The sequence below is a fragment of the Brevundimonas sp. DC300-4 genome (genome assembly GCF_049897365.1).
GTDB lineage: Bacteria > Pseudomonadota > Alphaproteobacteria > Caulobacterales > Caulobacteraceae > Brevundimonas.
In genome coordinates this window covers 45,066-67,757 of sequence record NZ_JAFCWC010000003.1, presented here as the reverse complement: position 1 = coordinate 67,757, position 22,692 = coordinate 45,066, and the positions used below count along the sequence as shown (strand labels likewise).

At 66.3% G+C, this 22,692-nt stretch carries 20 protein-coding genes; 13 read left to right on the top strand and 7 right to left on the bottom strand.

The features are described 5' to 3' along the window. Positions 1-302 precede the first annotated feature (302 nt). Both ACP7AZ_RS06030 and ACP7AZ_RS06025 read right to left on the bottom strand, forming a co-directional pair. Entirely contained in the window at positions 303-851 is a 549-nt protein-coding gene (locus ACP7AZ_RS06030; RefSeq protein ID WP_426037049.1) for a fasciclin domain-containing protein, read from the bottom strand. Positions 852-858: 7 nt separating this feature from the next. Further along, positions 859-1,791, bottom strand: a complete 933-nt coding sequence (locus ACP7AZ_RS06025) for a hypothetical protein (protein ID WP_426037047.1) — start codon at positions 1,789-1,791, stop codon at positions 859-861. Positions 1,792-2,239: 448 nt separating this feature from the next. On the opposite strand from ACP7AZ_RS06025, the gene ACP7AZ_RS06020 reads away from it, so the two are divergent. Together ACP7AZ_RS06020 and ACP7AZ_RS06015 are read left to right on the top strand one after the other, a co-directional pair. Further along, positions 2,240-2,536, top strand: coding sequence for a nucleotidyltransferase family protein (locus tag ACP7AZ_RS06020; protein WP_303694241.1), 297 nt, complete (start codon positions 2,240-2,242; stop codon positions 2,534-2,536). Between the two features lie 25 nt (positions 2,537-2,561). Continuing rightward, the gene (locus tag ACP7AZ_RS06015) at positions 2,562-2,858 is read left to right on the top strand and encodes a DUF86 domain-containing protein (RefSeq protein ID WP_426037718.1); all 297 of its coding nucleotides are present in this window, start codon (positions 2,562-2,564) and stop codon (positions 2,856-2,858) included. Positions 2,859-2,930: 72 nt separating this feature from the next. On the opposite strand, the gene lepA is transcribed toward ACP7AZ_RS06015, so the two are convergent. Next, positions 2,931-4,739, bottom strand: a complete 1,809-nt coding sequence (gene lepA / locus ACP7AZ_RS06010; protein ID WP_426037044.1) for a translation elongation factor 4 — start codon at positions 4,737-4,739, stop codon at positions 2,931-2,933. A gap of 224 nt (positions 4,740-4,963) precedes the next feature. Here lepA and ACP7AZ_RS06005 point away from each other — a divergent pair, with 224 nt between their 5' ends. Next, complete coding sequence (locus ACP7AZ_RS06005; protein WP_426037042.1) at positions 4,964-6,115, top strand: efflux RND transporter periplasmic adaptor subunit; 1,152 nt, start codon at positions 4,964-4,966, stop codon at positions 6,113-6,115. Positions 6,116-6,124: 9 nt separating this feature from the next. Further along, entirely contained in the window at positions 6,125-9,211 is a 3,087-nt protein-coding gene (locus ACP7AZ_RS06000) for an efflux RND transporter permease subunit (RefSeq protein WP_426037040.1), read from the top strand. A 448-nt stretch (positions 9,212-9,659) separates the two neighbouring features. Here ACP7AZ_RS06000 and ACP7AZ_RS05995 read toward each other — a convergent pair whose 3' ends face one another. Then, positions 9,660-12,275, bottom strand: coding sequence for a TonB-dependent receptor (locus tag ACP7AZ_RS05995; protein WP_426037038.1), 2,616 nt, complete (start codon positions 12,273-12,275; stop codon positions 9,660-9,662). A gap of 234 nt (positions 12,276-12,509) precedes the next feature. Beyond that, a complete protein-coding gene (gene nhaA / locus ACP7AZ_RS05990) occupies positions 12,510-13,721 on the bottom strand; it encodes a Na+/H+ antiporter NhaA (protein WP_426037036.1) in 1,212 nt (403 codons plus the stop codon). A 351-nt stretch (positions 13,722-14,072) separates the two neighbouring features. Here nhaA and ACP7AZ_RS05985 point away from each other — a divergent pair, with 351 nt between their 5' ends. From ACP7AZ_RS05985 to ACP7AZ_RS05970, 4 genes are all read left to right on the top strand, one after another. Next, on the top strand, positions 14,073-15,536 hold the full coding sequence (locus ACP7AZ_RS05985; RefSeq protein WP_426037034.1) for a protein adenylyltransferase SelO family protein: 1,464 nt from the start codon (positions 14,073-14,075) through the stop codon (positions 15,534-15,536). Between the two features lie 110 nt (positions 15,537-15,646). Beyond that, on the top strand, positions 15,647-16,168 hold the full coding sequence (locus ACP7AZ_RS05980; protein ID WP_426037032.1) for a DUF2975 domain-containing protein: 522 nt from the start codon (positions 15,647-15,649) through the stop codon (positions 16,166-16,168). A gap of 7 nt (positions 16,169-16,175) precedes the next feature. Then, on the top strand, positions 16,176-16,412 hold the full coding sequence (locus ACP7AZ_RS05975) for a helix-turn-helix domain-containing protein (RefSeq protein WP_426037030.1): 237 nt from the start codon (positions 16,176-16,178) through the stop codon (positions 16,410-16,412). Between the two features lie 353 nt (positions 16,413-16,765). Further along, a complete protein-coding gene (locus tag ACP7AZ_RS05970) occupies positions 16,766-17,206 on the top strand; it encodes a DoxX family protein (RefSeq protein ID WP_426037028.1) in 441 nt (146 codons plus the stop codon). Here the strand turns inward: ACP7AZ_RS05970 and ACP7AZ_RS05965 are convergent. Next, complete coding sequence (locus tag ACP7AZ_RS05965; RefSeq protein WP_426037026.1) at positions 17,175-17,366, bottom strand: DUF2256 domain-containing protein; 192 nt, start codon at positions 17,364-17,366, stop codon at positions 17,175-17,177. The genes ACP7AZ_RS05970 and ACP7AZ_RS05965 overlap by 32 nt on opposite strands. A 53-nt stretch (positions 17,367-17,419) precedes the next feature. Between ACP7AZ_RS05965 and ACP7AZ_RS05960 the strand changes: the two genes are divergently transcribed. The 3 genes from ACP7AZ_RS05960 (at position 17,420) to ACP7AZ_RS05950 (ending at position 21,028) form a co-directional block, all read left to right on the top strand. Continuing rightward, on the top strand, positions 17,420-17,902 hold the full coding sequence (locus tag ACP7AZ_RS05960) for a MerR family transcriptional regulator (RefSeq protein ID WP_303696758.1): 483 nt from the start codon (positions 17,420-17,422) through the stop codon (positions 17,900-17,902). A 4-nt stretch (positions 17,903-17,906) separates the two neighbouring features. Next, positions 17,907-19,691, top strand: coding sequence for an acyl-CoA dehydrogenase C-terminal domain-containing protein (locus ACP7AZ_RS05955; protein ID WP_426037024.1), 1,785 nt, complete (start codon positions 17,907-17,909; stop codon positions 19,689-19,691). 173 nt (positions 19,692-19,864) lie between these two features. Beyond that, complete coding sequence (locus tag ACP7AZ_RS05950) at positions 19,865-21,028, top strand: acyl-CoA dehydrogenase family protein (protein WP_426037022.1); 1,164 nt, start codon at positions 19,865-19,867, stop codon at positions 21,026-21,028. 63 nt (positions 21,029-21,091) lie between these two features. On the opposite strand, the gene ACP7AZ_RS05945 is transcribed toward ACP7AZ_RS05950, so the two are convergent. Then, positions 21,092-21,427 (bottom strand): GIY-YIG nuclease family protein, encoded by a 336-nt coding sequence (locus ACP7AZ_RS05945; RefSeq protein WP_426037020.1) that lies wholly within the window; start codon positions 21,425-21,427, stop codon positions 21,092-21,094. Between the two features lie 156 nt (positions 21,428-21,583). Here ACP7AZ_RS05945 and ACP7AZ_RS05940 point away from each other — a divergent pair, with 156 nt between their 5' ends. Continuing rightward, positions 21,584-21,982 carry a hypothetical protein gene (locus tag ACP7AZ_RS05940; RefSeq protein WP_426037018.1) on the top strand — a complete coding sequence of 133 codons (399 nt, stop codon included), beginning with the start codon at positions 21,584-21,586 and terminating at the stop codon, positions 21,980-21,982. Beyond that, on the top strand, positions 21,979-22,692 hold the full coding sequence (locus ACP7AZ_RS05935; RefSeq protein ID WP_426037016.1) for a 16S rRNA (uracil(1498)-N(3))-methyltransferase: 714 nt from the start codon (positions 21,979-21,981) through the stop codon (positions 22,690-22,692). The genes ACP7AZ_RS05940 and ACP7AZ_RS05935 overlap by 4 nt, the downstream gene beginning before the upstream one ends.

Below are 22,692 nucleotides of genomic sequence, written 5' to 3'. Positions count from 1 at the left end.
TCTCGGCAAACCACGCTACGAATGCCTCAGGCTCTTCGCCTTCTCGCCAATACCGCGACAGCTCAGCATCGTCTAAGCCCGCATCGGCTGTGTCGATGCACCAATCTCGCATCATCAAGCGGTCAACGGTCTGGACCCAACGCATCTTATTCATGGCGTTCCCTCGCTGCGTCCAAGATTGAGCCGATTTCGGCATCCGCGCCAAGCAGCGGGCTTGCATTGAGGCAAGCCCGCCGTCTCGTCGGCGAAGGCCAGAGTGCGTCAAGCAACGCTTCGCCGCCCCTCAGTCGCCCCGCAAGCCCCTACTCCGCCTTCACCAACACCCCGTCCACCGGCTGAACCGCCCCGTTCGACACCACCGTTTCCGCCCCGGTCAGACGGGCCGTCGCGCCGTCCGCTGCGGTCACCACGATGACGTCGCCGTCCTTCGAGAAGGTCAGCAGGCCGTCGGACATGGTGCGCATCTGCACGCCGTCGGCGCCGCCGCGCGCCAGCGCGGCCTCGATGTCGGCCCGCGTCAGGGCGCCGGGCACGATGTGGGCGCGCAACAGGGCCGCGCTCTGGGCCTTCATGGCCTCGCCCGCCAGCTCGGACCCCGCGGTTCCGAGCGCGGCGTTGACGGGGGCGAAGACGGTATAGGGCCCCTTGCCTTCCAGCACCTCGGACAGGCCGCCGTTGCTGACGACCCCCTCCAGGGTGTCGAGATCACCCTCGTCGGCGATGGCCGCCGCCAGCGTCTGGTTCGAGGGTGCCGCGACGCCGTCGGGCCCGGCCTTGTCCGCGTCCCGCCCGCACCCCGCGAGGCACAGGACCATCAGGGGCGCGAGCGCCCAGAGTCTTTGATTGCTCATCGGTCCCTCAGGTCAAAAGCTGGATGACGGCCTGCACCAGCTGTGTGGTGGGGTCGACCTGATACACGGAGCCGTCGTTGTACCGGTACTGGCTCTGAGCGCTGTCAGCGTACTGGTTCCGATAGGCATAGGGCACGTTGTAGACATCGTAGCCGGCCGGCAGACGCTGGCCGACGTTGAACTGCTGACCCGTCAGCAGGGCCGCGACCTGGCCGATCGACGAGGTCTGCGGATCGACGCGGTACAGCACGCCGTCGGCATACCGATACTGGGCCCCGTCGGTCAGGCCGTAGTACTGCGACAGCGACTGCGGCGGCTGCTGATAGGCGTACTGACTGGGCCAGGTGTTGCCCGGCGACAGGATGCCGCCCAGCACGGGCAGATATCCCATCAGGCCGCCCTGGGGCGTCGTGCGGTACACATAGCCGTCGCGATACTGGTAGTCGCCGTCGCCGCCCAGGGTGCGCCACACATAGTTGTAGCGATTATAGGGATCCCGGGCCCGCTCGATCTGACGCGCCTGTCCCGGCGGCAGACAGCCGTTGTCCTTTTTGGCCAGCCCCGGCGGGCACCCGTTCAGCATGCCCCGGTTCACGTCCCGGCGCAGGACCACCACGCCATTGTCGACCGTGACCCGTTGTTCAACCTCGCGGCGGACGTCCCGCTCCACGCTCCGCCTCTCGGCGCGGGAGACCTCGCGCACCACCTCGGGAACGCGCACCTCGGCCTGACGATCATTGCGGCCGTTGCCGCCGCGCTCGCCACGGCCGTTGCCGCGTTCATGGTCGCCGCCCGGCTCCTGTCGGCCGTGGGCGTCTCCGCCATTTCCATTGCCATTGCCGTTTCCACGGTCGTGGCCCTTTCCGTCCTGCGCCATGGCGACGCCGGATACGACCAGCGTCAGGGCCAGGGCGCTTGTCAGCGGGATCAGTCGTTTCATCGGAAGACTCCTCGTCCAGCCAATGACAACGTTACCGGATCACGGGTGTTCCGAAGATCCGCAGGCGGATCAATCCTCATCCATCTTCAGCGCGGCGATGATCCTGCCGCCGAAGGGGTCTCAGGACCGCAACTCCACCAGACGCTCGCCGGCCTCCAGCCGCTGGTGGAGGGTCGACCCGTTCGCCTCGATCGCGGCCAGCCATTTAGCGTTCGAGGCGCCAGTCTGAAGGCTCATGTCAGGCCCGCCGCCGAGCGCGACGCGCGTCGGCTTCGGCATCATAGGTGATTTCAATCGCCATCGGGCGGTCTCGCGTCTCGGTCGGGGTGGGCCGACAAGACGCGAATATGATCGCTTTCGTCGACGCATGCACCGTCTCGCGGGCGATGATCTTGCAGCAGACAGCGGCCCGCTCGCCACCCGGACCATTCCGCACTATCCTCGGCCCATGACCCGCGACGCTGTCATCGCCGTCCTGCGCGCCAATGAGGCGGCGCTGCGCCTGAAAGGCGTGGCCCACGCGGCGCTGTTCGGATCCCTCTCCCGCGGCGAGGCCGGCCCCGACAGCGACATCGACATCATGGTCGAGCTCGACCCGGCGGCCGAGGTCGGTCTTTGGGACTATGTGGGCATCACGCATTTCATCAGTGATCTGTTCCCCATCAAGGTCGACGTCTCGGAACGCAAGGCGCTCAGGCCCCACGTCCGGCCCAGCGCCGAGCGTGACGCGGTCCATGCCTTCTGAGGCGGATCGACAGGCGTGGGACTAGATCGCCGCTCATGCGGCGCTGGCCCATCGCTGGGCCGCCGAAGTCGAGGCCGCTGTCTTCGCGGCCGACCCCATGCGCTACCACGCGACTGTCCGCTGTCTTGAGATCGTTTCGGAGGCCGCCCGCCGGCTGTCGCCAGATGAACGATCGGCCGACCTGCCGTGGCGCGCGATCATGGACAGCGGCAACGCCTATCGCCACGCCTATCACCAGATCACGCCGACCCGCGTCCGCTATACCGCGATCGCCGATCTACCGGCCCTGATCGCCGCCGCTGAGGCCTCGCTCGCGCGCTGAAGCCCTAACGCCCCGATCCGCGCTCAAGCAGCGAGGCGCCGCGCGCCGAGCGCTAGCGCCCTCAAACTGCGGTCAATCCTCATCCATCTTCAGCGCCGCGATGAACGCCTCCTGCGGGATTTCGACCTTGCCGAACTGGCGCATGCGCTTCTTGCCGGCCTTCTGCTTCTCGAGCAGCTTTTTCTTCCGGGTCGCATCGCCGCCGTAGCATTTCGACGTCACGTCCTTGCGCAGGGCCCGCACGGTTTCCCGCGCGATGATCTTGCCGCCGATGGCGGCCTGGATCGGGATGACGAACATATGGGGCGGGATCAGCTCCTTCATCTTCTCGACCATGCCCCGGCCGCGCGTCTCGGCCCTCGCGCGGTGGACCAGCATCGACAGGGCGTCGACCGGCTCGGCATTGACCAGGATGCTCATCTTGACCAGGTCGCCGACCTTGTAGTCGGTGATCTCGTAGTCGAACGAGGCATAGCCCTTCGAGATCGACTTCAGCCGGTCGTAGAAGTCGAACACCACCTCGTTCAGCGGCAGCTCATAGACCACCAGCGCCCGGGACCCGACGTAGGACAGTTCGACCTGTGAGCCGCGCCGGTCCTGACACAGCTTGATGACGCTGCCGAGGTATTCGTCGGGCGTCAGGATGGTGGCCTTGATCCACGGCTCGGAGATGGTCTCGATCTGCATCACGTCGGGCAGGTCCGCCGGGTTGTGCAGGTCGATCTCGCGCCCGTCGCGCAGGCCGATCTTGTAGACCACCGAGGGCGCCGTCGCGATCAGGTCGAGGTTGAACTCGCGGGAGAGGCGCTCCTGGATGATCTCCAGATGCAGCAGACCGAGGAAGCCGCAGCGGAAGCCGAAGCCGAGGGCGGCGCTGGATTCCATCTCGAAGGTGAAGGAGGCGTCGTTCAGCCGCAGCCGGCCGATGGCGGCGCGCAGGTCCTCGAAATCGGCGGCGTCGACGGGGAACAGGCCGCAGAAGACCACCGACTGCACGTCCTTGAAGCCTTTCAGGGCCTCGGCGGTGGGTTTGCGTTCGTCGGTGATGGTGTCGCCGACGGCCGCGTCGGCGACCTCCTTGATCTGGGCGGTGATGAAGCCGACCTCGCCGGGGCCGAGCTGGTCCACGGGGGTGTTCTTGGGCAGGAAGACGCCGACCCGGTCGATCAGGTGGGTCGAGCCGTTCTGCATCATCTTGACCCGCATCCCGGCCTTCAGCACGCCGTCGAACACACGGACCAGGACGACGACGCCCAGATAGGGGTCGTACCAGGCGTCGACCAGCAGGGCCTTCAGCGGGGCGTCGGGGTCGCCCTTCGGCGCCGGCAGCCGGGTGACGATGGCCTCCAGCACGTCCTCGATGCCGATGCCGGACTTGGCGCTGCACAGGACGGCGTCCGAGGCGTCGATGCCGATGACGTCCTCGATCTGCTGCCTGACCCGCTCCGGCTCCGCCGCCGGCAGGTCGATCTTGTTCAGAACTGGAACAATTTCGTGATTGTTATCAATGGCCTGATAGACGTTGGCCAGGGTCTGGGCCTCGACCCCCTGCGACGCATCGACGACCAGCAGCGAACCCTCGCACGCCGCCAGCGACCGGCTGACCTCATAGGCGAAGTCCACATGCCCCGGCGTGTCCATCAGGTTCAGGACATAGTCGAGTCCGTCCTTCGCCGTATAGTTCAGGCGCACGGTCTGCGCCTTGATCGTGATCCCCCGCTCCTTCTCGATGTCCATCGAATCAAGGACTTGCGCCGACATTTCGCGCGCGGTCAGGCCCCCGGTGAATTGAATCAGCCGGTCGGACAGGGTGGATTTGCCGTGATCGATGTGGGCGACGACGGAGAAATTGCGGATTCGGTCGATGGGCGGCGTCTTCATTGTGCCGGGCGGTTAGCATGACCGGGCCCACAGCGCCAACGCGGGTCTTGATGAACGCCTTCAGCGAGCGGATTCGGTCCGGATTACATCGTCGTAATGGCGACGCTTGCGGTTTGAGGGCGGGGCCCGAACGCGGTATGAGACCCGGCTTGCCGGACGCGTCTTCTCCCGGCCAGCGCCTCCCCCTGCGGCTCCCTCGCCCGCCCAGACAACAGGATCGCTCCGTGGCCCCCACGCCCTCCCGCCTTCTCCGCGCCTCGACACTGGTGCTTGTCCTCGGCCTGGGCCTGACCGTCGCCGCCTGCGGCGGGGGCGGCGAGGAGAAGGGTGAAAAGTCCGGCGCTGCGGCGGCTTCCGGCCCGACCGTCACGGTGGTGTCCGCCGCGGTGACCAGCCAGCCGCGCATCATCACCGCATCCGGCAGCGTCACGGCCTGGGAGGAGGTGCCGGTCGGCGCCGAGACCGGCGGTCTGGTCGCAACCGCCGTCTACGTCGACGAAGGCTCCTATGTCCGCCAGGGCCAGCCCCTGGTCCAGCTCAACGACGCCCTGCTGCGCGCCCAGTTGCGCCAGCAGCAAGCGGGCGTACAGACCGCCGAGGCCAACCTGGCCCGCGACGAGGCCGCCTTGGCCCGTTCGCAGGAACTGAAGGAACGCGGCTTCCTCAGTCAGGCGTCGCTGGATACGGCTCTGGCCAATCAGCGCGCCTCGACCGCAAACCTGGCCTCGGCGCGGGCGTCGCTGTCCGAGACCCAGACCCGGCTTTCGCAGGCGACCCTGCGTGCGCCGGTCGCCGGCCTTATCATCAGCCGCAACGTCACCCGGGGCCAGATCGTCCAGGCCGGGGCCGAGATGTTCCGCATGGTCCGCGATGGCCGGCTGGAACTCGATGCCCAGGTGCCCGAGACCGAACTGGCCCTCATCCGCGCGGGCCACACCGCCACCATCTCTTCTGATCAGGTCGGCCAGACCACCGGCCGCGTCCGCATCGTCACGCCGGAGGTGAACCCACAGAGCCGCCTGGGAGTCGCGCGCATCGCCCTGGCCGGCGGCGGCTTCCGCCCTGGAATGTTCGCCAGGGCCGAGATCGACGTTGGCGCCCAGCCGACCATCACCGTGCCCACGGCCGCCGTCCTGTATCGCGAGAACCGCTCGGGCGTGTACGTCCTGATGACGAATAACCACGTCCGCTTCCAGCCGGTGACGGTCCTGTCCCGTTCCGAGGCGCGCACCTCGGTCACCGGTCTGAACGCCGGGGCCCAGGTCGTGGTCGACGGCGCCGGCTTCCTCGGCGACGGCGACCGCGTCAACGTCGTTGCGGCGAGTGCTTCTACTGCTCCCGCGACCGTGCCTGCCGCCGCTCCGGCCGCGCGCTAGGGCCTGACCATGAAGAACATCTCCTCCTGGTCAATCAAGAACCCGATCCCGATCATCCTGCTGTTCACGCTGCTGACCATCGCTGGTCTGCTCAGCTTCAATAACATGCGGATCAACAACAATCCGGACATCGACTTCCCGCTGGTGGCGGTCACGGCCGTGCGGCCGGGCGCGGCCCCCAGTGAGATGGAGGTCCAGGTCACCCGGCTGATCGAAGACTCCCTTTCCGGCCTGTCGGGCGTGCGCCACATCAACTCCCAGGTCATGGACGGTGTCTCCTCGACGACGATCGAGTTCGAACTGGGCACCGACACCGAACGCGCCACCAATGACGTGCGCAACGCCATGAGCGGCCTGCGCGCCGACCTGCCCCAGGACATGCAGGAACCCGGTGTTCAGCGCATCGACATCACCGGCGACGCCCTGATCACGTGGGTCGTCCGCTCCTCGACCATGACGCCGGAAGAAATCAGCTGGTTCGTCGATAACAACATCAGCCGTACCCTTCTGGCCATCAAGGGCGTGGGAGAGGTCAACCGCTCAGGCGGCGTGGATCGCGAGATCGCCGTCGAACTGGATCCCGATCGCCTGGCCTCATATGGCTTGACGGCGGCGGCGGTCAGCCAGGCCCTGACCGGGGTCAACTCCGACCAGCCGGGCGGCCGGGTCACCATCTCGGGGTCGGAACGGTCCATCCGCACCTTGGGCGCCGCGACCTCGATCGAAGGCCTGCGCGAAACCCTGGTCCCGCTGAGCGGCGGCCGCACCGTGCGTCTGGGCGATCTCGGAACGGTGGAGGACCACTGGTCCGAACCGCGGCGTCTGGCCCGCTACAACGGCCAGGAAGCCATTACCTTCAACTTCCTGCGCTCGCGCACCGCCTCCGAAGTCAAGATCGCCGAAAAGGTCCGCGAGGCCGTCGCGAAGATTGACGAAGACAACCCCCAGCTGGAGATCCAGCAGGTCACGGCCAGCGTCGAACAGATCGAGGAAAGTTACATCGCCTCGCTGGAGGCCCTGCTGCTGGGCGCGGTCCTGGCGGTCATCGTCGTGTTCATCTTCCTGCGCGACTGGCGGGCCACCTTCATCACAGCCATGGCCATGCCGTTGTCGCTGATCCCCGCCTTCGCCGTGCTGGGACCGATGGGTCAGTCCTTGAACGTGGTCAGCCTGCTGGCCCTGTCCCTGACCATCGGCATTCTCGTCGATGACGCCATCGTTGAGATCGAGAACATCGTCCGGCACATGCGGGACGGAAAATCGCCCTACAACGCCTCGATGGAGGCCGCCGACGAGATCGGCCTGGCCGTCGTCGCCACCACCGCAACCATCATCGCCGTCTTCGCGCCGGTCGGCTTCATGCCGGGCATCATCGGCCAGTTCTTCAAAGCCTTCGCCCTGGCGGCCTGCGTCTCCGTGGCGTTCTCGCTGGTCGTGGCGCGAACCCTGACGCCGCTGATGGCGGCCTATCTGCTGAAGCACCAGAAGCATGAGGACAGGGACCCGTTCTGGATGGCGGGCTATCTGAAGTCGCTGAGCTGGAGCCTCAGGAACCGCTGGAAGGTCTTCGCCATAGGCACTGCGCTGTTCCTCGCCACGTCCTTGCTGGTCGCGCCTCGCGTGCCGTTCGAGTTCCAGCCCTCGGGTGACGTGGCTCGGGCCGGCTTCTCGGTTGAACTGCCGCCAGGCGCGACCCTGGCCCAGACCGACGCGGTCGTTCAGCGCCTGACCGGCGACCTGCGCGCGCGAGACGAGGTCACATCTGTCTTCGCCGCCATCGGCGGACAAGAGGTCAACCAGGCCAACGTCTATGCCGACCTGCTGCCCAAAGGTGATCGCGACCTGAGCCAGCAAGAGTTCGCCCGCACCATGGTCGACAGCTGGAAGGACATTCCGGGCGCCCGCATCGGCGCCGGCATCGCCAACCAGGGCGGCGGCCCTTCGGACGGCACCAGCTATACCTTCTCGATCCTGTCGGATAGCGGCGAGGCCCTGGTGGCCGCAGCTCGTGCCGTCGAGGCCGAGATGCGCACGGTCCCCGGCCTGGCCAACGTCGTCAACACCGCCTCGATCGCGCGGCCCGAGATTCTGGTCACGCCGCGTCCGGATCAGGCCGCCCTGATGGGCGTCTCGACAAGCGCCATCTCCCAGGCCGTCCGCGTCGCCACCATCGGCGACGTCGACCAGAACCTGCCTAAATACAACCTCGGCGACCGTCAGGTGCCGATCCGTCTGCGCCTGACCCGCGACGCCCGCGAGGACCTGTCGGTGATCGAGAACCTGCGCGTCCCGACCGCAAATGGCGGCGCGGTGCCGCTGAGCGCCGTAGCGGACATCCAGTTCGGCGCCGGTCCCTCACAGGTGCTGCGTCAGGATCGGTCGCGCATCGCCTCGATCACGGCCGAACTCGATGGCATCCGTTCGGGTGAAGCCGGCGTGCTGGTCCAGAAACTGCCCTCGGTCCAGAACCTTCCGGACGGCGTCCGTCAGGTCCCGGCCGGCGACCAGGAGTTCATCCAGGAGATGATCAGCGGTTTTGCGGTCGCCTTCCTGACCGGGATCCTGCTGATGTACGCCGTCCTGGTGCTGCTGTTCCGCAGCTTCGCCTATCCGATCACCATCATGGCTTCGTTGCCGCTGGCCATCGGCGGGGCTTTCGTGGCCCTGATGATCGGCGGGTCCAGCTTCTCGATCTCGTCCCTGATCGGGGTGCTGATGCTGATGGGGATCGCGGCCAAGAACTCCATCCTGCTGGTCGACTACATCGTCATCGCCGAGCAGGGGGGCATGAAGCGGATCGACGCAATCATGGACGCGGCGCACAAGCGGGCGCGGCCGATCCTGATGACCACCTTCGCCATGGGAGCAGGCATGATCCCGGTCGCCGTGGGCTGGGGCGCCGACGTCGAGTTCCGTCAACCGATGGCCATCGCGGTCGTGGGCGGACTGATCTCCTCGACCTTCCTGTCGCTGCTGTTCATCCCGCCGATCTTCACCATCGTGGACGACATCTCGGGCTGGATCCGGCGTCGACTGGGCGGGATGTTCGCCGGCCAGCACCACACCCAGGCAGGCGAGACCGCGCCCGCCGAGTGAACGGGCGCGCGGTCGGAGTCAGCCCGGTTCGAACAGGGCGTGGAATCGAGATTCCGAAGCCTCATCGGTGTTCGGGGATGTCGATCTCCGTCGTCGCCTGCGACAGGGTGAACAGCCGGCGGGTCGTCTGTTCGGGAGCGAGGCGGAGGCCCCGCGACGGCTGGGGCCGTACAAAGGCCCGGGTCCCTGAGGCCTAGACCGCGATCTGCATCTGTCGGGCCCGCCACTGATCGGTCGCATCCGGCCTGCGTTTCACGACCTTCAGCCGGTCGTCGATCGATGAGGCGAGTGCTCGGCCAGAGGGCCGCCGGCGTGGATGATCGCTCGCCCCCCGCGATCACAGTCGCGGAGCGCGTTCAACACCTCATGGCGTGTGTAGGATCGAGCACAAGAAAAAGCCGGCCGGGGTCGCCCCCGGCCGGCTCGGTCTTTCCGGCTTTCGCCGGGCTCAGTACTTGAGGCGGAGGGTCGCGCCGAAGGTGCGCGGGGCTCCCAGGAAGGCGTCGATGGTCTGGGTGTCGCCGGCCGGGTTGTAGAAGGTGCCGTTCGGCTGGACCGTGGTCTGGAAGCCGCTGCCCTGCAGGAAGCCGTTATAGGCGACCTGGACATACTCTTCGTCCGTCAGGTTCTGGGCCCAGGCTTCCAGCGTCCAGCGCTCGTCTTCCGAACCGATGGTGATGCGGCCATTCACGGTGCCAAAGCCGTCCTGCATCTTGAAGGGCAGCAGGTCGGATCCGGTGTTGTACTCGGTCATGTACTTGCCCTGCAGGCTGAAGCCTGCAGTCAGGCCATTGCCGATCGACCGGTTGAAGTTGACGGCGGCGACATAGGACCATTCCGGCGCGAACGACGGTGTGGCGCCTGGCAGAAGCGACAAGCCCGGGAAGTTGGCCGGCTTGGCCAGGTCAGCAGCGGTGAAGCTGGCGTACTCGGCCTTGGTGTAGGTGACGCCGCCGCTGAAGCTCAGGCCTTCCACCGGGGTGAACCACAGGAAGTCGGCGTCGACGCCGCGCGAGGTCAGCTCCGGGATCGACTCAACCACGAAGGCGGTGCCGAGGAAGGTGTTGAGCTGGAAGTTCTCGAACGTCTGGTCGAAGTAGGTGGCGTTCAGCAGCATGGAGCGATCGAACAGGGTGGTCTTGATGCCCAGTTCGTAGCTGTTGACGTCTTCCGAAGGGAAGAACAGCGACGCCTGCGGGGTCGGCGGAACCGTTCCCTGCACGCGATCTTGGTTGTAGCCGAAGCTCTTGTAACCCCGGGCATACGAACCATAGACCAGCACCGAGTCGTTCAGGCGATAGGCCGCCTTGACCGTGCCGCTGAGGGTGCCGTCGTTGGCGCTCTCACGGATGCCGCGGTTGGCGAAGAACGGGTTGGTCCAGGGCAGGCACAGGCGTGCGGTGATGGCGCCGGCGCTGGCCTGACCAGCGGCCGGGTTGCCGCCGCCGACCAGGGTGGCGAGGGTGGTGAAGTTGCCCAGGGCGCCGGCGCAGGTGGCCGAGGACGTGCCGACGTTGGTCTGCAGGCCTTCCAGCGTCTTCTTGTCGTAGGTGTAGCGCAGGCCCAGGGTCACATCGAACTGGTCGGTGACGTGCCAGCTGTTGTTGGTGAAGATGGCCAGCGAGTCCGACTGCTGCTGGTATTCGTCGCGCAGGGCCTGACCGGCGACGGGCGTCGGGCCCGTACCGAACACGGCGCCGCCGGTGCCGAGGCACTGCGTCATCTGGGTCACCGTCTGACCGGCGCGGGTGAAGCAACCGATCGAGTTGCCGCTAGTCGGAATGCCCAGGCCGGCGAACGGCGCCGTCAGCTGCAGCGACAAGACCGGAGCGTAGTCGGCGCCGAGGTAGAAGCTGTCGTGACGGTTGACCTGCTCACGGGTGGCGAACAATCCGACCAGCCAGTCGAGGCTGTCCGTGGCGCCCGCCAGGCGGAATTCCTGTGTGATGTTGCGGACGCTGGCGCCGAACTGGCCGTCGTTGACGCGGTAGGCGATGTCGGCGCCGGTGAAGTCGGCGTCTTGACCGTTCTGGACCTTCCAGTCGCGGAACGAGGAGATCGAGGTGAAGGTGGCGTTCCACTGATCGATGTCGATGTTGGCTTCCGCCGACAGTCCCTTGTCTTCGATCTGCTGCGCCGTGGACCGGTTGGTGAAGGCGTCGCGCGAGAAGGGCAGGAAGCCGAAGCCGGCGGCCGGGGGACGCTGGCCGGTGCCGTTCGATGCGCCGTCGATGAACGGATAGGTCGGGCCGGTGCGGACCTGAACGCCGGTGCAGCAATATTCGTCGCGGCTGGTGTAGTCGCCGATGAGGCGGATCGACGACGAGTCATTTGGCAGGATCAGCAGCTGGCCGCGCACCGTGTAGAAGTCGCGGTTCGCGTCGTCGGTCTCGGTGCGCGGGCCATCGCCCGTGTCGACGTTGTAGAAGCCGTCGCGCACACGGCGGGCGGCGTACAGGCGCATCGCGACCTGGTCGCTGATCGGGCCGGTGATCGAGCCGGAGGCGCCCAGGTCGCCGTAGTTGCCGGCGGTGAATTCGGCGCTGTAGCCCGGCGTGAAGGACGGGGCTTCGGTGATGATGTTGATGACGCCGGCCGAGGTGTTCTTGCCGAACAGGGTGCCTTGCGGTCCCTTCAGCACTTCGATGCGGCTCAGTTCGCCGATGTCGCCGAAGCCGACGCCATTGCGCGAGCGATAGACGCCGTCGATCACCACGCCGACCGAGCTTTCCAGACCGGGGTTGTCACCCACGGTGCCGACGCCGCGGATGCGGGCTGTGGTCGAGGCTTCCGACGTCGTCGAAGTGACGGTCAGACCGGGGGTCAGGATCTGCAGATCCTTGATGTCCTTGACGCCGGCGTCTTCGAGCGCCTCGGCCGACAGGGAGGTGACCACGATCGGCACGTCCTGCAGGCTCTGCTCGCGCTTCTGGGCGGTGACGATAATGTCGTCGACCGATGAGGCCTGGCCGTCCTGGGCCGAGGCGACCCCGGCGAAGCCGAAGGCCACCGCGCCGACGACGGCGGCGGATGCCGTGCAACGAAGAATTTGAGTAAGACGCATGGATGGCTCCCGGCTCATGGCCCGACGCCTCCTCTCGGAGCGCATCGCGGCGTTTCCTGATTCCCAACCCGCGCTCTTCTTACGGAGCGTCGGATTCTCGTGAGTTTTTCGTAGTGCAAGCCGCACAGTGCGACAAGGACAACGCTGTGCTCACGCCATGTTTCAGCCTTGGGATAGCGCCCTGTGTGACGCGAAAGCGACAGAACGTGATGACCTTAGGTCAATATTCGCGCCTCAAGATTGAGTAATCGGCTTCGAGGAAGCCCTCGAGGCTCGCTTCCGGTTTGACGCGACCGACAGAACGATCCCGCCCAGAGTCGCCGAAAGCACCGATCCCAGGATCACGCCCAGCTTGACTTCGACCTGTTCCGGCGAGTCCACCGCTCCGGGAAAGGCCAGGGCGCCGATGAACAGGCTCATGGTGAAGCCGACGCCGCAAAGAAGAGAAACGCCGTAGATTTGAAGCCAACTGGCGCCACTGGGGCGAGCTCCGAGTTTCAGGGCCGAAACCAGCCAGGCGGCGCCCATGACGCCGATCTGCTTGCCTATGAACAGGCCGGCGGCGACGCCGAGAACCAGCGGCGCGAACATCTGGTCGATCGACAGGCCCGCGAACGACACCCCGGCCTTGGCGAAGGCGAACAGCGGCAGAACCAGATAGGCGACATAGGGATGCAGGTCGTGCATCGCTTCCTTCAGGGGACTCTGCTTGTCGTCGGCTCGCGGGGACACCGGCACGATGGCGGCGAAGGCGACGGCGGCCAGTGAGGTGCTCAGCCCCGCCTTGACACTCAGCCACCAGACCAGGGCGAAACCGAGCACCCAGACCGGCGCAATGATCCGGCGCAACGACATCACCGAACCGACGAGCAGCAGCAAGCTAGCCGCGCCCACAAGCATCCAGTCCACGCCGGTGCTGAACAGAACGGCAATCAGGGCGATCGCGCCGAGGTCGTCGACGATGGCCAGGGTCAACAGGAAAACCCTCAACGACGACGGCAGTCCCTTGCCCACCAGAGCGAAGACGGCGAGTGCGAAGGCGATGTCGGTGGCCAGTGGAATGGGCCAGCCGTCGTGCGGCCCCCCGAGGACGCCGGAAACCAGCAGATACAGGCCTGCGGGCGCCAGCATCCCCCCCAGCGCTGCGACGATGGGGGTCACCAGCTTCTTCGGGTCGCTCAGCTCGCCTTTAAGGATCTCGTACTTGATCTCCAGCCCGACCACGAGGAAGAAGACGGCCATCAGGCCCTCCTTGATCCACTCCGAGACGGACAGTTCAAGCTGCAGCGGCCCCGCCTGGAACAGATGCTCGCTCTTGAGCCAGTAGAAATAGGCCTCGGACAGAGGCGAGTTGGCGACGACGAGGGCGGCGATGGCCGCCAGCCCCAGCACAGCGCCCGAGGCGGCCTCGGTCTTGAGGAAATCGAGTGTCAGTTTGTGCGCCACGGCGGCCTCCGGATCTGGAAGGGTGTGTTCCGTGGCGTCCGGTTATCGACGGACGCCGGACCGGGTTCGTCATCCGGAGACGACGCCAGCCTGGCCGTGCAGGCCTGATCTCTCATGTTAGAATACAGTCAAGCCTCGTGAGTTCAATCCGATCTCGCCGCCAGAGGGCGATTGTCGTCCTGGGCTGTCTTTCCAGCGATCGCTCCGGGCCGCATTGACCACCTTCGGCTGGTCGGGGCCCCGGCGCCGTCACGACGTTCTCGAACCGCAAACCTTTCGAGGCCGGAACCGCGAACCCCGCCAACGCCGTCCGCCATTGCAGCCGAGACGACGGACGTCCATTTGCAGCCCATGCCCGCTGGTCCCGCCTATCGTCCCGAACCCCGTTTCTTCGATCTGGGCGAGGAGTATGGCGACGCCGTTGGGCCCGCCGACTTTCCCGAGACGATCCTGCGCGTCCGCAACGACCGGGCTGCAGCGACCGTGGGGCTCGATAGTCTCACTGACGCCGAATGGATCGCCCATTTCGGACGGTTCCAGCCCCTGCCCGGCCAGCCCGGCCCGGTCGCCATGCGTTATCACGGGCACCAGTTCCGCACCTACAACCCCGACCTTGGCGACGGGCGCGGCTTCTTGGCGGCGCAGATGCGAGAAACAATCCGCGCTCAAGCAGCGAACGACCGCGTCGCGAGCGGTAGCGCGCTTCCAGGTCGTCTTCTCGATCTGGGAACAAAAGGCTCCGGCACGACCCCCTGGTCCCGCTCCGGCGACGGCCGGCTGACGCTGAAGGGCGGCGTCCGCGAGGTTCTGGCCGCGGCCATGCTGGAAGCGCAAGGCGTTCCGACCAGTCGCGCCCTGTCGCTGATCGAGACCGGTGAACATCTGGAACGCGGCGACGAACCCTCCCCCACCCGCTCGGCCGTGCTCGTCCGTCTTCAACATAGCCACGTCCGCTTCGGAACCTTCCAGCGCGCCGCCTTCTTCGGCCGCGCCGACCAGATCGAGACCCTGGTCGAGCATGTCCGCGCCCTCTATCACCCCGCCGTCGCCCCCGGAGACGCGCCCGGCCTGCTCGCCGCCATCGTCGCCGCCTCGGCCCGGTTGACGGCCCGCTGGATCGCCGCCGGCTTCGTCCACGGCGTGCTCAACACCGATAATCTTAACGTCACGGGCGAGAGCTTCGACTACGGCCCGTGGCGGTTCCTGCCGTCCTACGAGCCCGGCTTCACCGCCGCCTATTTCGACTCCACCGGCCTCTACGCCTTCGCGCGCCAGCCGGAGGCGGTGTTCTGGAACCTGACCCAGCTGGCCGGCTGTCTGAAGCTGGTCGCCGACGCCGAGCCCCAGGTTCTGGCATTGACCGAGGCCCTGAACGGCTTCGGTCCGGCCTATATCCGCGAGCTGCGCGTCGCCTTCCTCGACCGGCTCGGCGTGAAGAGCCTCGGCGAGGCTGCGGATCAGCGCCTGCTCGATACGACCCTGGCCCTGCTGCGCGAAAAGGGGGAGGCGATCCGTTGGGAGCCCCTGTTCCACGACTGGTTCGCCGGCTTCTCCTCCTCGGCCCGCGCCCTCGCCGGTCCGCGCGCGAGCGAATGGCAGGGCGAGGGCTTCGACGCCTTCCGCTTCGCCCTGTTCGAGCACGAGCCCGACCGGCCCGAACGTCTGGAGCACTCCATCTTCGCCAACCCCGATCCTGAAGAGATGCTGATCGACGAGGTCGAAACGCTCTGGTCCGCGATCGACACCGCCGACGACTGGTCGCCCCTGCACGACAAGCTGGCCCGGCTGGAAGCGACCCGCGCCGCCCGCGCCTGAAATCTTACGAAAGTTTCATATCGTTTATCGAGAATATTCTTGATCGATAATCAATAAACTCATATCGACTATCAACATGGCCGCACCTGTCGCGGCGTGGAGGTCGTCAAGTGAAGCTCATCGGTCGTCGTTCCGTCGCCGGCGTCCTGCGCTGGGTCCTGGGGCTCGTGAACATAGCCGTGGCCTTTGCCGTGATCGCTACGGGCCTGATGCTTGCGGCGTCCCTGGTCGTGCCGGACTTCGGCGCCGGCTTCATCGATAGCCTCGCGGACAACGAGGCCGGCTGGCGCCCCTTGATGCTCAACGAGCGCGCCACCTTCCTCGCCGCCTTTGTCGCCACCCTGAGCACCTGGTGGGTCCTCAACCGCCTGCGCCGGATGTTCCTGGCCGTGAACCAGGGCGACGCCTTCGAACGCGCCAATGTCGGACGCCTGCAGGGGGTCGGCTTCGGTCTGATCGGCGTGCAGATCAGCGCCTTCATCCTGGCCTGGACTGTGCCGGAGGGGGTCATCGACAACCTCGACTATTCGGTCGATCTCGGCGCCTGGCTGGGCATCCTGATCGTCTTCATGCTCGCGGAGGTCTTCCGCCAGGGCGCGGCCATGCGCGACGATCAGCAGATGACGGTCTGAGGGCGCCATGGCCATCATTGTTCTGCTCGACCAGATGCTCGTCGAACGCCGCATGTCGCTGACGGAGCTCAGCGACCGGGTCGGGGTCACCATCGCCAACCTGTCCATCCTGAAGACGGGCAAGGCGCGCGCCATCCGCTTCTCCACCCTGGACGCCCTGTGCCGCGAACTGGGCTGTCAGCCGGGCCAGTTGCTGGCCAACACGCCGGGCCCGCAACCGACCGCAGAGGCTGGCGAAGAGTGACCAGGATCGCTCTGGCTCTTCGCGCCGGGGCGACGCGATTTAGCGGGCTCAGAACCCCGTCATAGCGGCATTTTGGCCACGCGAAACATTAAGTCATCAGTTGATGTCATCAATTGATGTCTACGGCTGATGACTTTTTGGTCAGCTCTGCCATATCTGTCCTCAAGGCGGCGGCCCTCCGGGATTACCGACTTGTATGCATACCGCCACCCTACGGCCCCGTAGCTGCGGCACAGCTTCTTCATCACCTTCGGTTACGGTGTGGCTTGCGACCTCTTGCGGAAGCCGATGCCCGATCTGATCTAGACACTGTTACCAATTCACCCGTCCTCCCCGACGAAATCGAAAACGCCATGTCCACGACCTTCACCCCCTCCCCCACCACCGGCCGCGCCCCCGTTTCCGCCGCCCGCGCTCGCGCGGTCGCCGGGTACCGCAATCTCGCGCTCTGGACCCTCCAGGGATGGGCGGCGATGTTCTTCTTCGCGGCCGGCTACGCCAAGCTGACCGAACCGCTCGACAATCTGGTCGCCTTGATGAACTGGCCGGCGCTGGTCAGCGAAAACCTGGTGCGCGGTGTCGGCATCGTCGAGATCGTCCTGGCGCTCGGCATGCTGGCTCCACTGGTGTCCTGGAAGCTCGGCCGCTGGCCCTTGCTGATCTCGGCCGCCGGCCTGACCGCACTGGAAGTCGTCATGCTGTCAGTTCACGCCGCCGGTCTGGATATCGGCCTGGCCCTGACCAACGTGGCGCTGCTTGCGATCACGATCCCGGTGCTGCTGGGGCGCCGCTGACCCTCACACGCCGGCAGCGTTCGGAACAGAATTTCACATGCTCCCAGTCGCGGGCCCACTTGGCTCTCCACGCAAAAGGTTTGCCGCAGGAGACGCACGTCTTCTGCGGCAAATCGCGCTTGTCGGGCGCAACGCCCCTGTTGACGTGTTTGCGCGCCATGCGCCTTAAAAGCTTCCCTTTACGTGCGCGTCAAGTTTGGGTTATGTCGGCGTATGGCGACTGCCGACGATCATCGCACATATTCGATCCGCCAGCTCTGCCGGGAGTTCGGGGCGACCGCGCGCGCCCTGCGCTTCTATGAGGACAAGGGCCTGCTGACCCCGGCCCGCAAGGGCCAGACCCGGGTCTATGATGCCCGCGACCGCGCTCGCTTGAAGTTGATCCTGCGCGGCCGCCGTATCGGCTTCACCCTGACCGAGATCCAGGAAATGCTGGATCTGTACGACCGCAACGACGGCAACACCCATCAGATGGCCATCGCCCTCGCCCGCCACCGCGCGCAGATCGAGGCATTGAAGCAGCAACGCGATGACCTCGACGCCGCCATTGAGATGGCCGAGGCAGCCTGCGCGGCGATGGAATCCCGCCTGTCCGAACAGCGCCCCGACCTTCTGCCCGGCGCCGAGGAATACGCCTCGGTGCTGCGCCAGCACCTCGACCAACACGCCCATCATCCGTTCAAGCTGAGAGCCTGACCCCATGGCCTACAAGGCGCCTGTCCGCGACCTGACCTTCGTCCTGAACGAGGTTCTGGAGATCGACCGTTACTCGAACTCGCCCGGCTTCAAGGATGTCTCCTCCGATCTGGTCCAGCAGATTCTCGAGGAGGGGGCGAAATTCGCCGAGGAGGTCATCGCCCCCATCAACCGGATCGGCGATCAGCAAGGCTGCAAATGGGTCGACGGCAAGGTCACCGGCCCGGCCGGCTGGAAGGAAGCTTATCACGCGATGGTCGAGGCCGGCTGGCCCGCCCTCTCGGCCCTGCCCGAGCATGGCGGCCAGGGCATGCCCTCGGTCGTGGCCATGGCGTTCGGCCAGTTCACGGCCGCAGCCTCCGCCGCCTTCTCGATGTATCCGGGCCTGACGGCGGGCGCCTACTGGGGGCTGAACGCCAACGGATCGCCTGAGCAGAAGGCCATGTATCTGCCGAAAATGGCGTCCGGCGAATGGGGTGGCACCATGAACCTGACCGAGCCCCAGTGCGGCACGGACCTGGGCCTGATCCGCACCAAGGCGGTCCCGAACGGTGACGGCAGTTTCAACATCACCGGCCAGAAGATCTGGATCAGCTCGGGCGAGCACGACTTCACCGACAACATCATCCATCTGGTGCTGGCCCGCATCGAGGGCGCGCCGGAGGGGATCAAGGGCATCAGCCTGTTCGTCGTGCCCAAGGTCTTCGTCAATGACGACGGCTCGCTGGGCGAGCGCAACGTCGGCGCCGCCTGCGCCGGCCTCGAGCACAAGATGGGCATCCACGGAAACGCCACCTGCGTCATGGCCTATGAGAACGCCAGGGGCTGGCTGGTCGGGACCGAGAACAAGGGCATGGCCGCCATGTTCGTGATGATGAACGAGGCCCGCCTCGGCACCGGCCTGCAGGGCCTGTCGATCGGCACCGCCGCCTATCAGGCCGCCGTGGAATTCGCCCATGATCGCCTGCAGGGCCGGTCCCTGACCGGACCGAAGAGCCCCGAACTGCCGGCCGACTCCATCATGGTCCACCCCGACGTGCGCCGCATGCTGCTGGAGGCCAAGGCCTTCGTCGAGGGCGGCCAGGCCTTCACCCTGTGGACCGCGCTCCAGGCTGATCTTCAGCATTCGGACGATGCCGCCGAGGCGCAGAAGGCCCATGACTATATGGGTCTGATCACCCCGGTTCTGAAAGCCTATCTGACCGACAAGGGCTTCCACGTCGCCTCGCTGGCGATGCAGGTGCACGGTGGTTCGGGGTACACGGAGCATTTCGCGGCGTCGCAGTATCTGCGCGATGCCCGCATCACCATGATCTACGAGGGCGCCAATGGCATCCAGGCCCTGGATCTGGTGGGCCGCAAGCTTCCCGCCAACGGCGGTCGCGCGATCATGAGCTGGTTCGCCGACATCGACGCCTTCGTGGCCGAGAATGGCGGCGAGGGCCCGATCAAGCCCTTCGTCGACGGCCTCGCCGACGCCAAGAAGAAGCTGCAGGACGGCACCATGTGGCTGATGCAGAACGGCATGCAGAACCCGGACAACGCCGCCGCCGCCTCGACAGACTATCTGCACATCTTCGGCCTGACGGCGCTCGCCTATCTGTGGGCCCAGATGGCGGTCGCCGCCCAGAAACAGGTGGACGCCGGATCGACCGACCCCTTCTATGTCACCAAGCTTCAGACGGGCCGTTACTTCGTCGAGCGGATACTGCCGGACGCCCACGCCCACCTGGCCAAGCTGAAGACGGGTTCCGACGTCCTGATGGCCATGCCCGCCGAGGCGTTCTGAGGACGCACCAGCCTCTTCCTCCCCCGAAGGGGAGGGAGGTCGGCGCGTAGCGACGACCGGGTGGGGAGGGCCGGGCGATCCACACGCCGGTGTCCACTTCGCCATGACGCCCCCACCCGGCCGCTGCGCGGCCACCCTCCCCCACAGGGGGAGGGAGATGATCGAGTGAGACCATGAACGTCCTCAACGTCCCCGAACCCGATTTCATGCAGGACGAGGAGATCACCCTCTTCTCCGACAGCGTCGGCAAATGGATCGACGAGCACGCCGCGCCCGAGGCGGTCCAGTCGTGGATCGCCAACTCCAGCGTCCCGCGGCAGCTGTGGAACGACGCCGGCGAGGCGGGACTGCTGGGCCTGTCGATGCCCGAGGAAGATGGCGGCATGGGCGGAGACTATCGCCACGAGGTCGTGCTGATGCGTCAGCTCGGCTGGAAGGGCTCCGACCACTTCGGCATCTCGCTGCACAACGCGATCGTCATGCCCTACATCTGGCACTACGGCACCGAGGAGCAGAAGACGCGCTGGCTGCCGCGTCTGGCCACCGGCGAACTGGTCGGTGCCATCGCCATGACCGAGCCGGGCGCCGGCTCCGACCTGCAGGGCGTCAAGACCACCGCCATCAAGTCCGGCAACGGCTATGTGGTGAACGGCTCGAAGACCTTCATCACCAACGGCCAGCTGGCCAACTTCATCATCGTCGTCGCCAAGACCGACCCGACCCAGGGCTCCAAGGGCACCTCTCTGATCGTGGTCGAGACCGACGGCGCGGGCGGCTTCGAGCGCGGCCGCAACCTCCACAAGATCGGCATGGAGGGCAACGACACCTCCGAGCTCTTCTTCAACGACGTCCAGGTCCCCGGCGACAACATCATCGGCGGCGAGGAAGGCCGGGGCTTCATCCAGCTGATGCAGCAGCTCCCCCAGGAGCGGCTGAACATCGCTGTTCAGGGTCTGGCCGCCTGCGAGCGCGGCCTGCACGAGACGCTGGAGTATGTGAAGGGCCGCAAGGCCTTCGGCAAGGCGATCCTGGAATTCCAGAACACCCAGTTCAAACTGGCCGAGGTCAAGACCAAGCTGACCGTCGCCAAGGTCTTCGTCGACCACTGCATCGGCCTGCACCTGAAGGGCCAGCTCGACGCCGTGACCGCCTCCATGGCCAAATACTGGGTCACCGACATCCAGGGCGAGACCCTCGACGAGATGCTCCAGCTGCACGGCGGCTACGGCTACATGAACGAATATCCCATCGCCCAGCTCTACAAGGACGCCCGCGTCCAGCGCATCTACGGCGGCACCAACGAGATCATGAAGGTTCTGATCGCGCGGAGTCTTTGACTCCAACACCGCCGCCTTGTCATCCCCGACGAAGCGCAGCGAAGATCGGGGACGGGGACGTGCCTAACCCGCAGGCCCGGTCGGCTCCGCCGAACCGGGCCGGTGCCTGAGCCTCACCTCGCCATACAAATCCAGCCACCTCGGATTGTCCTTCTCCACCAGCGCGAACTTCCATTCACGCAGCCAGCGCTTGATCCGCTTCTCGCGAATGATCGCCTTGTCGATGTACTGATGGGCCTCGTACCAGACGAGTTGATCGATCCCGTGCTCGGCGGTGTGTGCCGGGATCAGACCTTCCTTATGCTCGGCCACCCGCCGCACCAGGTCGTTGGTCACGCCGACGTAAAGCCAGCCACAGGGTCCGTTCGCGAGCAGATAAACATAGAATTGCTTCTGCATAGCCGGCCACCCGGCTCAACCCTTGCGGGTTGTCCGGGAGCGGTCAAGGTTGTGCGCTTCGGTCCCCGATCTCCGCTTCGCTTCGTCGGGGATGACAAGCTCGCCTCGCCTGTCGCCAAGGATGGCCCCATGCCGGCGCAGCGGCTATGAGGCGACATGCGCAAGACCGCCCCTCAACGACTGGCCGAACGCGAGGCCCGGGCCCGCTCGGAACTGCTCGACAGCCTGTTCGACGCGTGGATCGGTCAGGCGAGCAATGCCGCGACCCTCGACCGCCTCGGCCCGGTCGACCCTCTGAACGCCGCCGACGTTTCGCGCGCGCTCAAGTCCGACATCGCCGGCCCCTTCGGCGAACTGACGCGTGAGACCCAGGGGCGCATCCGGGCCGCCCTGACCGTCCTCGCCTTATCGGACGGCCAGGAGTTTCGCGCCTACTGGCTCGATCTGCGCGCCCCGTTCGGCTCCACCGAAGCCGAGGCCGACGCCATCTTCCCCGTCGTTGCACGGACGTTCGGCGCCAGACTGCCCGACACGCCGCCGAAGACCGCATCATGATCCGCCTTCACGTCATTCCGGACCTGTCCGCCGGCGCCGCGGTCGCCCCGACGCTCGACCAGTCGCGCTATCTGACCCAGGTCATGCGGCTGAAGCTCGGCGACGATCTGCTGGTCTTCAACGGTCGTGACGGCGAGTGGCGCGCCACCATCGCTGAAATACTCAAGAAGGGTGTCGTCCTGCGCGCCGGGGAACAGGTCCGCCCCCAGACTCTCGGCCCCGACCTCGAACTGATCGTCGCCGTGGTCAAGAAATCGCGCGTCGAGACCATCGTCGAGAAGGCCGCCGAACTCGGCGCCCGCCGCGTCCGCCTGACGGTCACCCAGCGCACCAATGTCGAGCACGTCCGCCTCGACCGCCTCGACGCCATCGCCATCGAAGCCGCCGAACAGACCGGTCGGCTCGACGTGCCGACCGTCGACGATCCCGAAAAACTCGCCGCCATCCTCGACGGCTGGGACGGCGCGCGCCGGCTGATGTTCTGCGACGAGACAGGGGGCGCGCCGGTCGCCGCCGCCGTTACCGAGCCCGATCCCTGGGCCATCCTGATCGGTCCTGAAGGCGGCTTCTCGCCCGAGGAGCGCGAGCGTCTGCGCGCCCTGCCCTTCACCACGGCCGTGTCTCTGGGTCCGCGCATCCTGCGCGCCGACACCGCCGCCATCGCCGCCATGACCCTGTGGCAGGCCGCCGTCGGCGACTGGGAGCGCTAG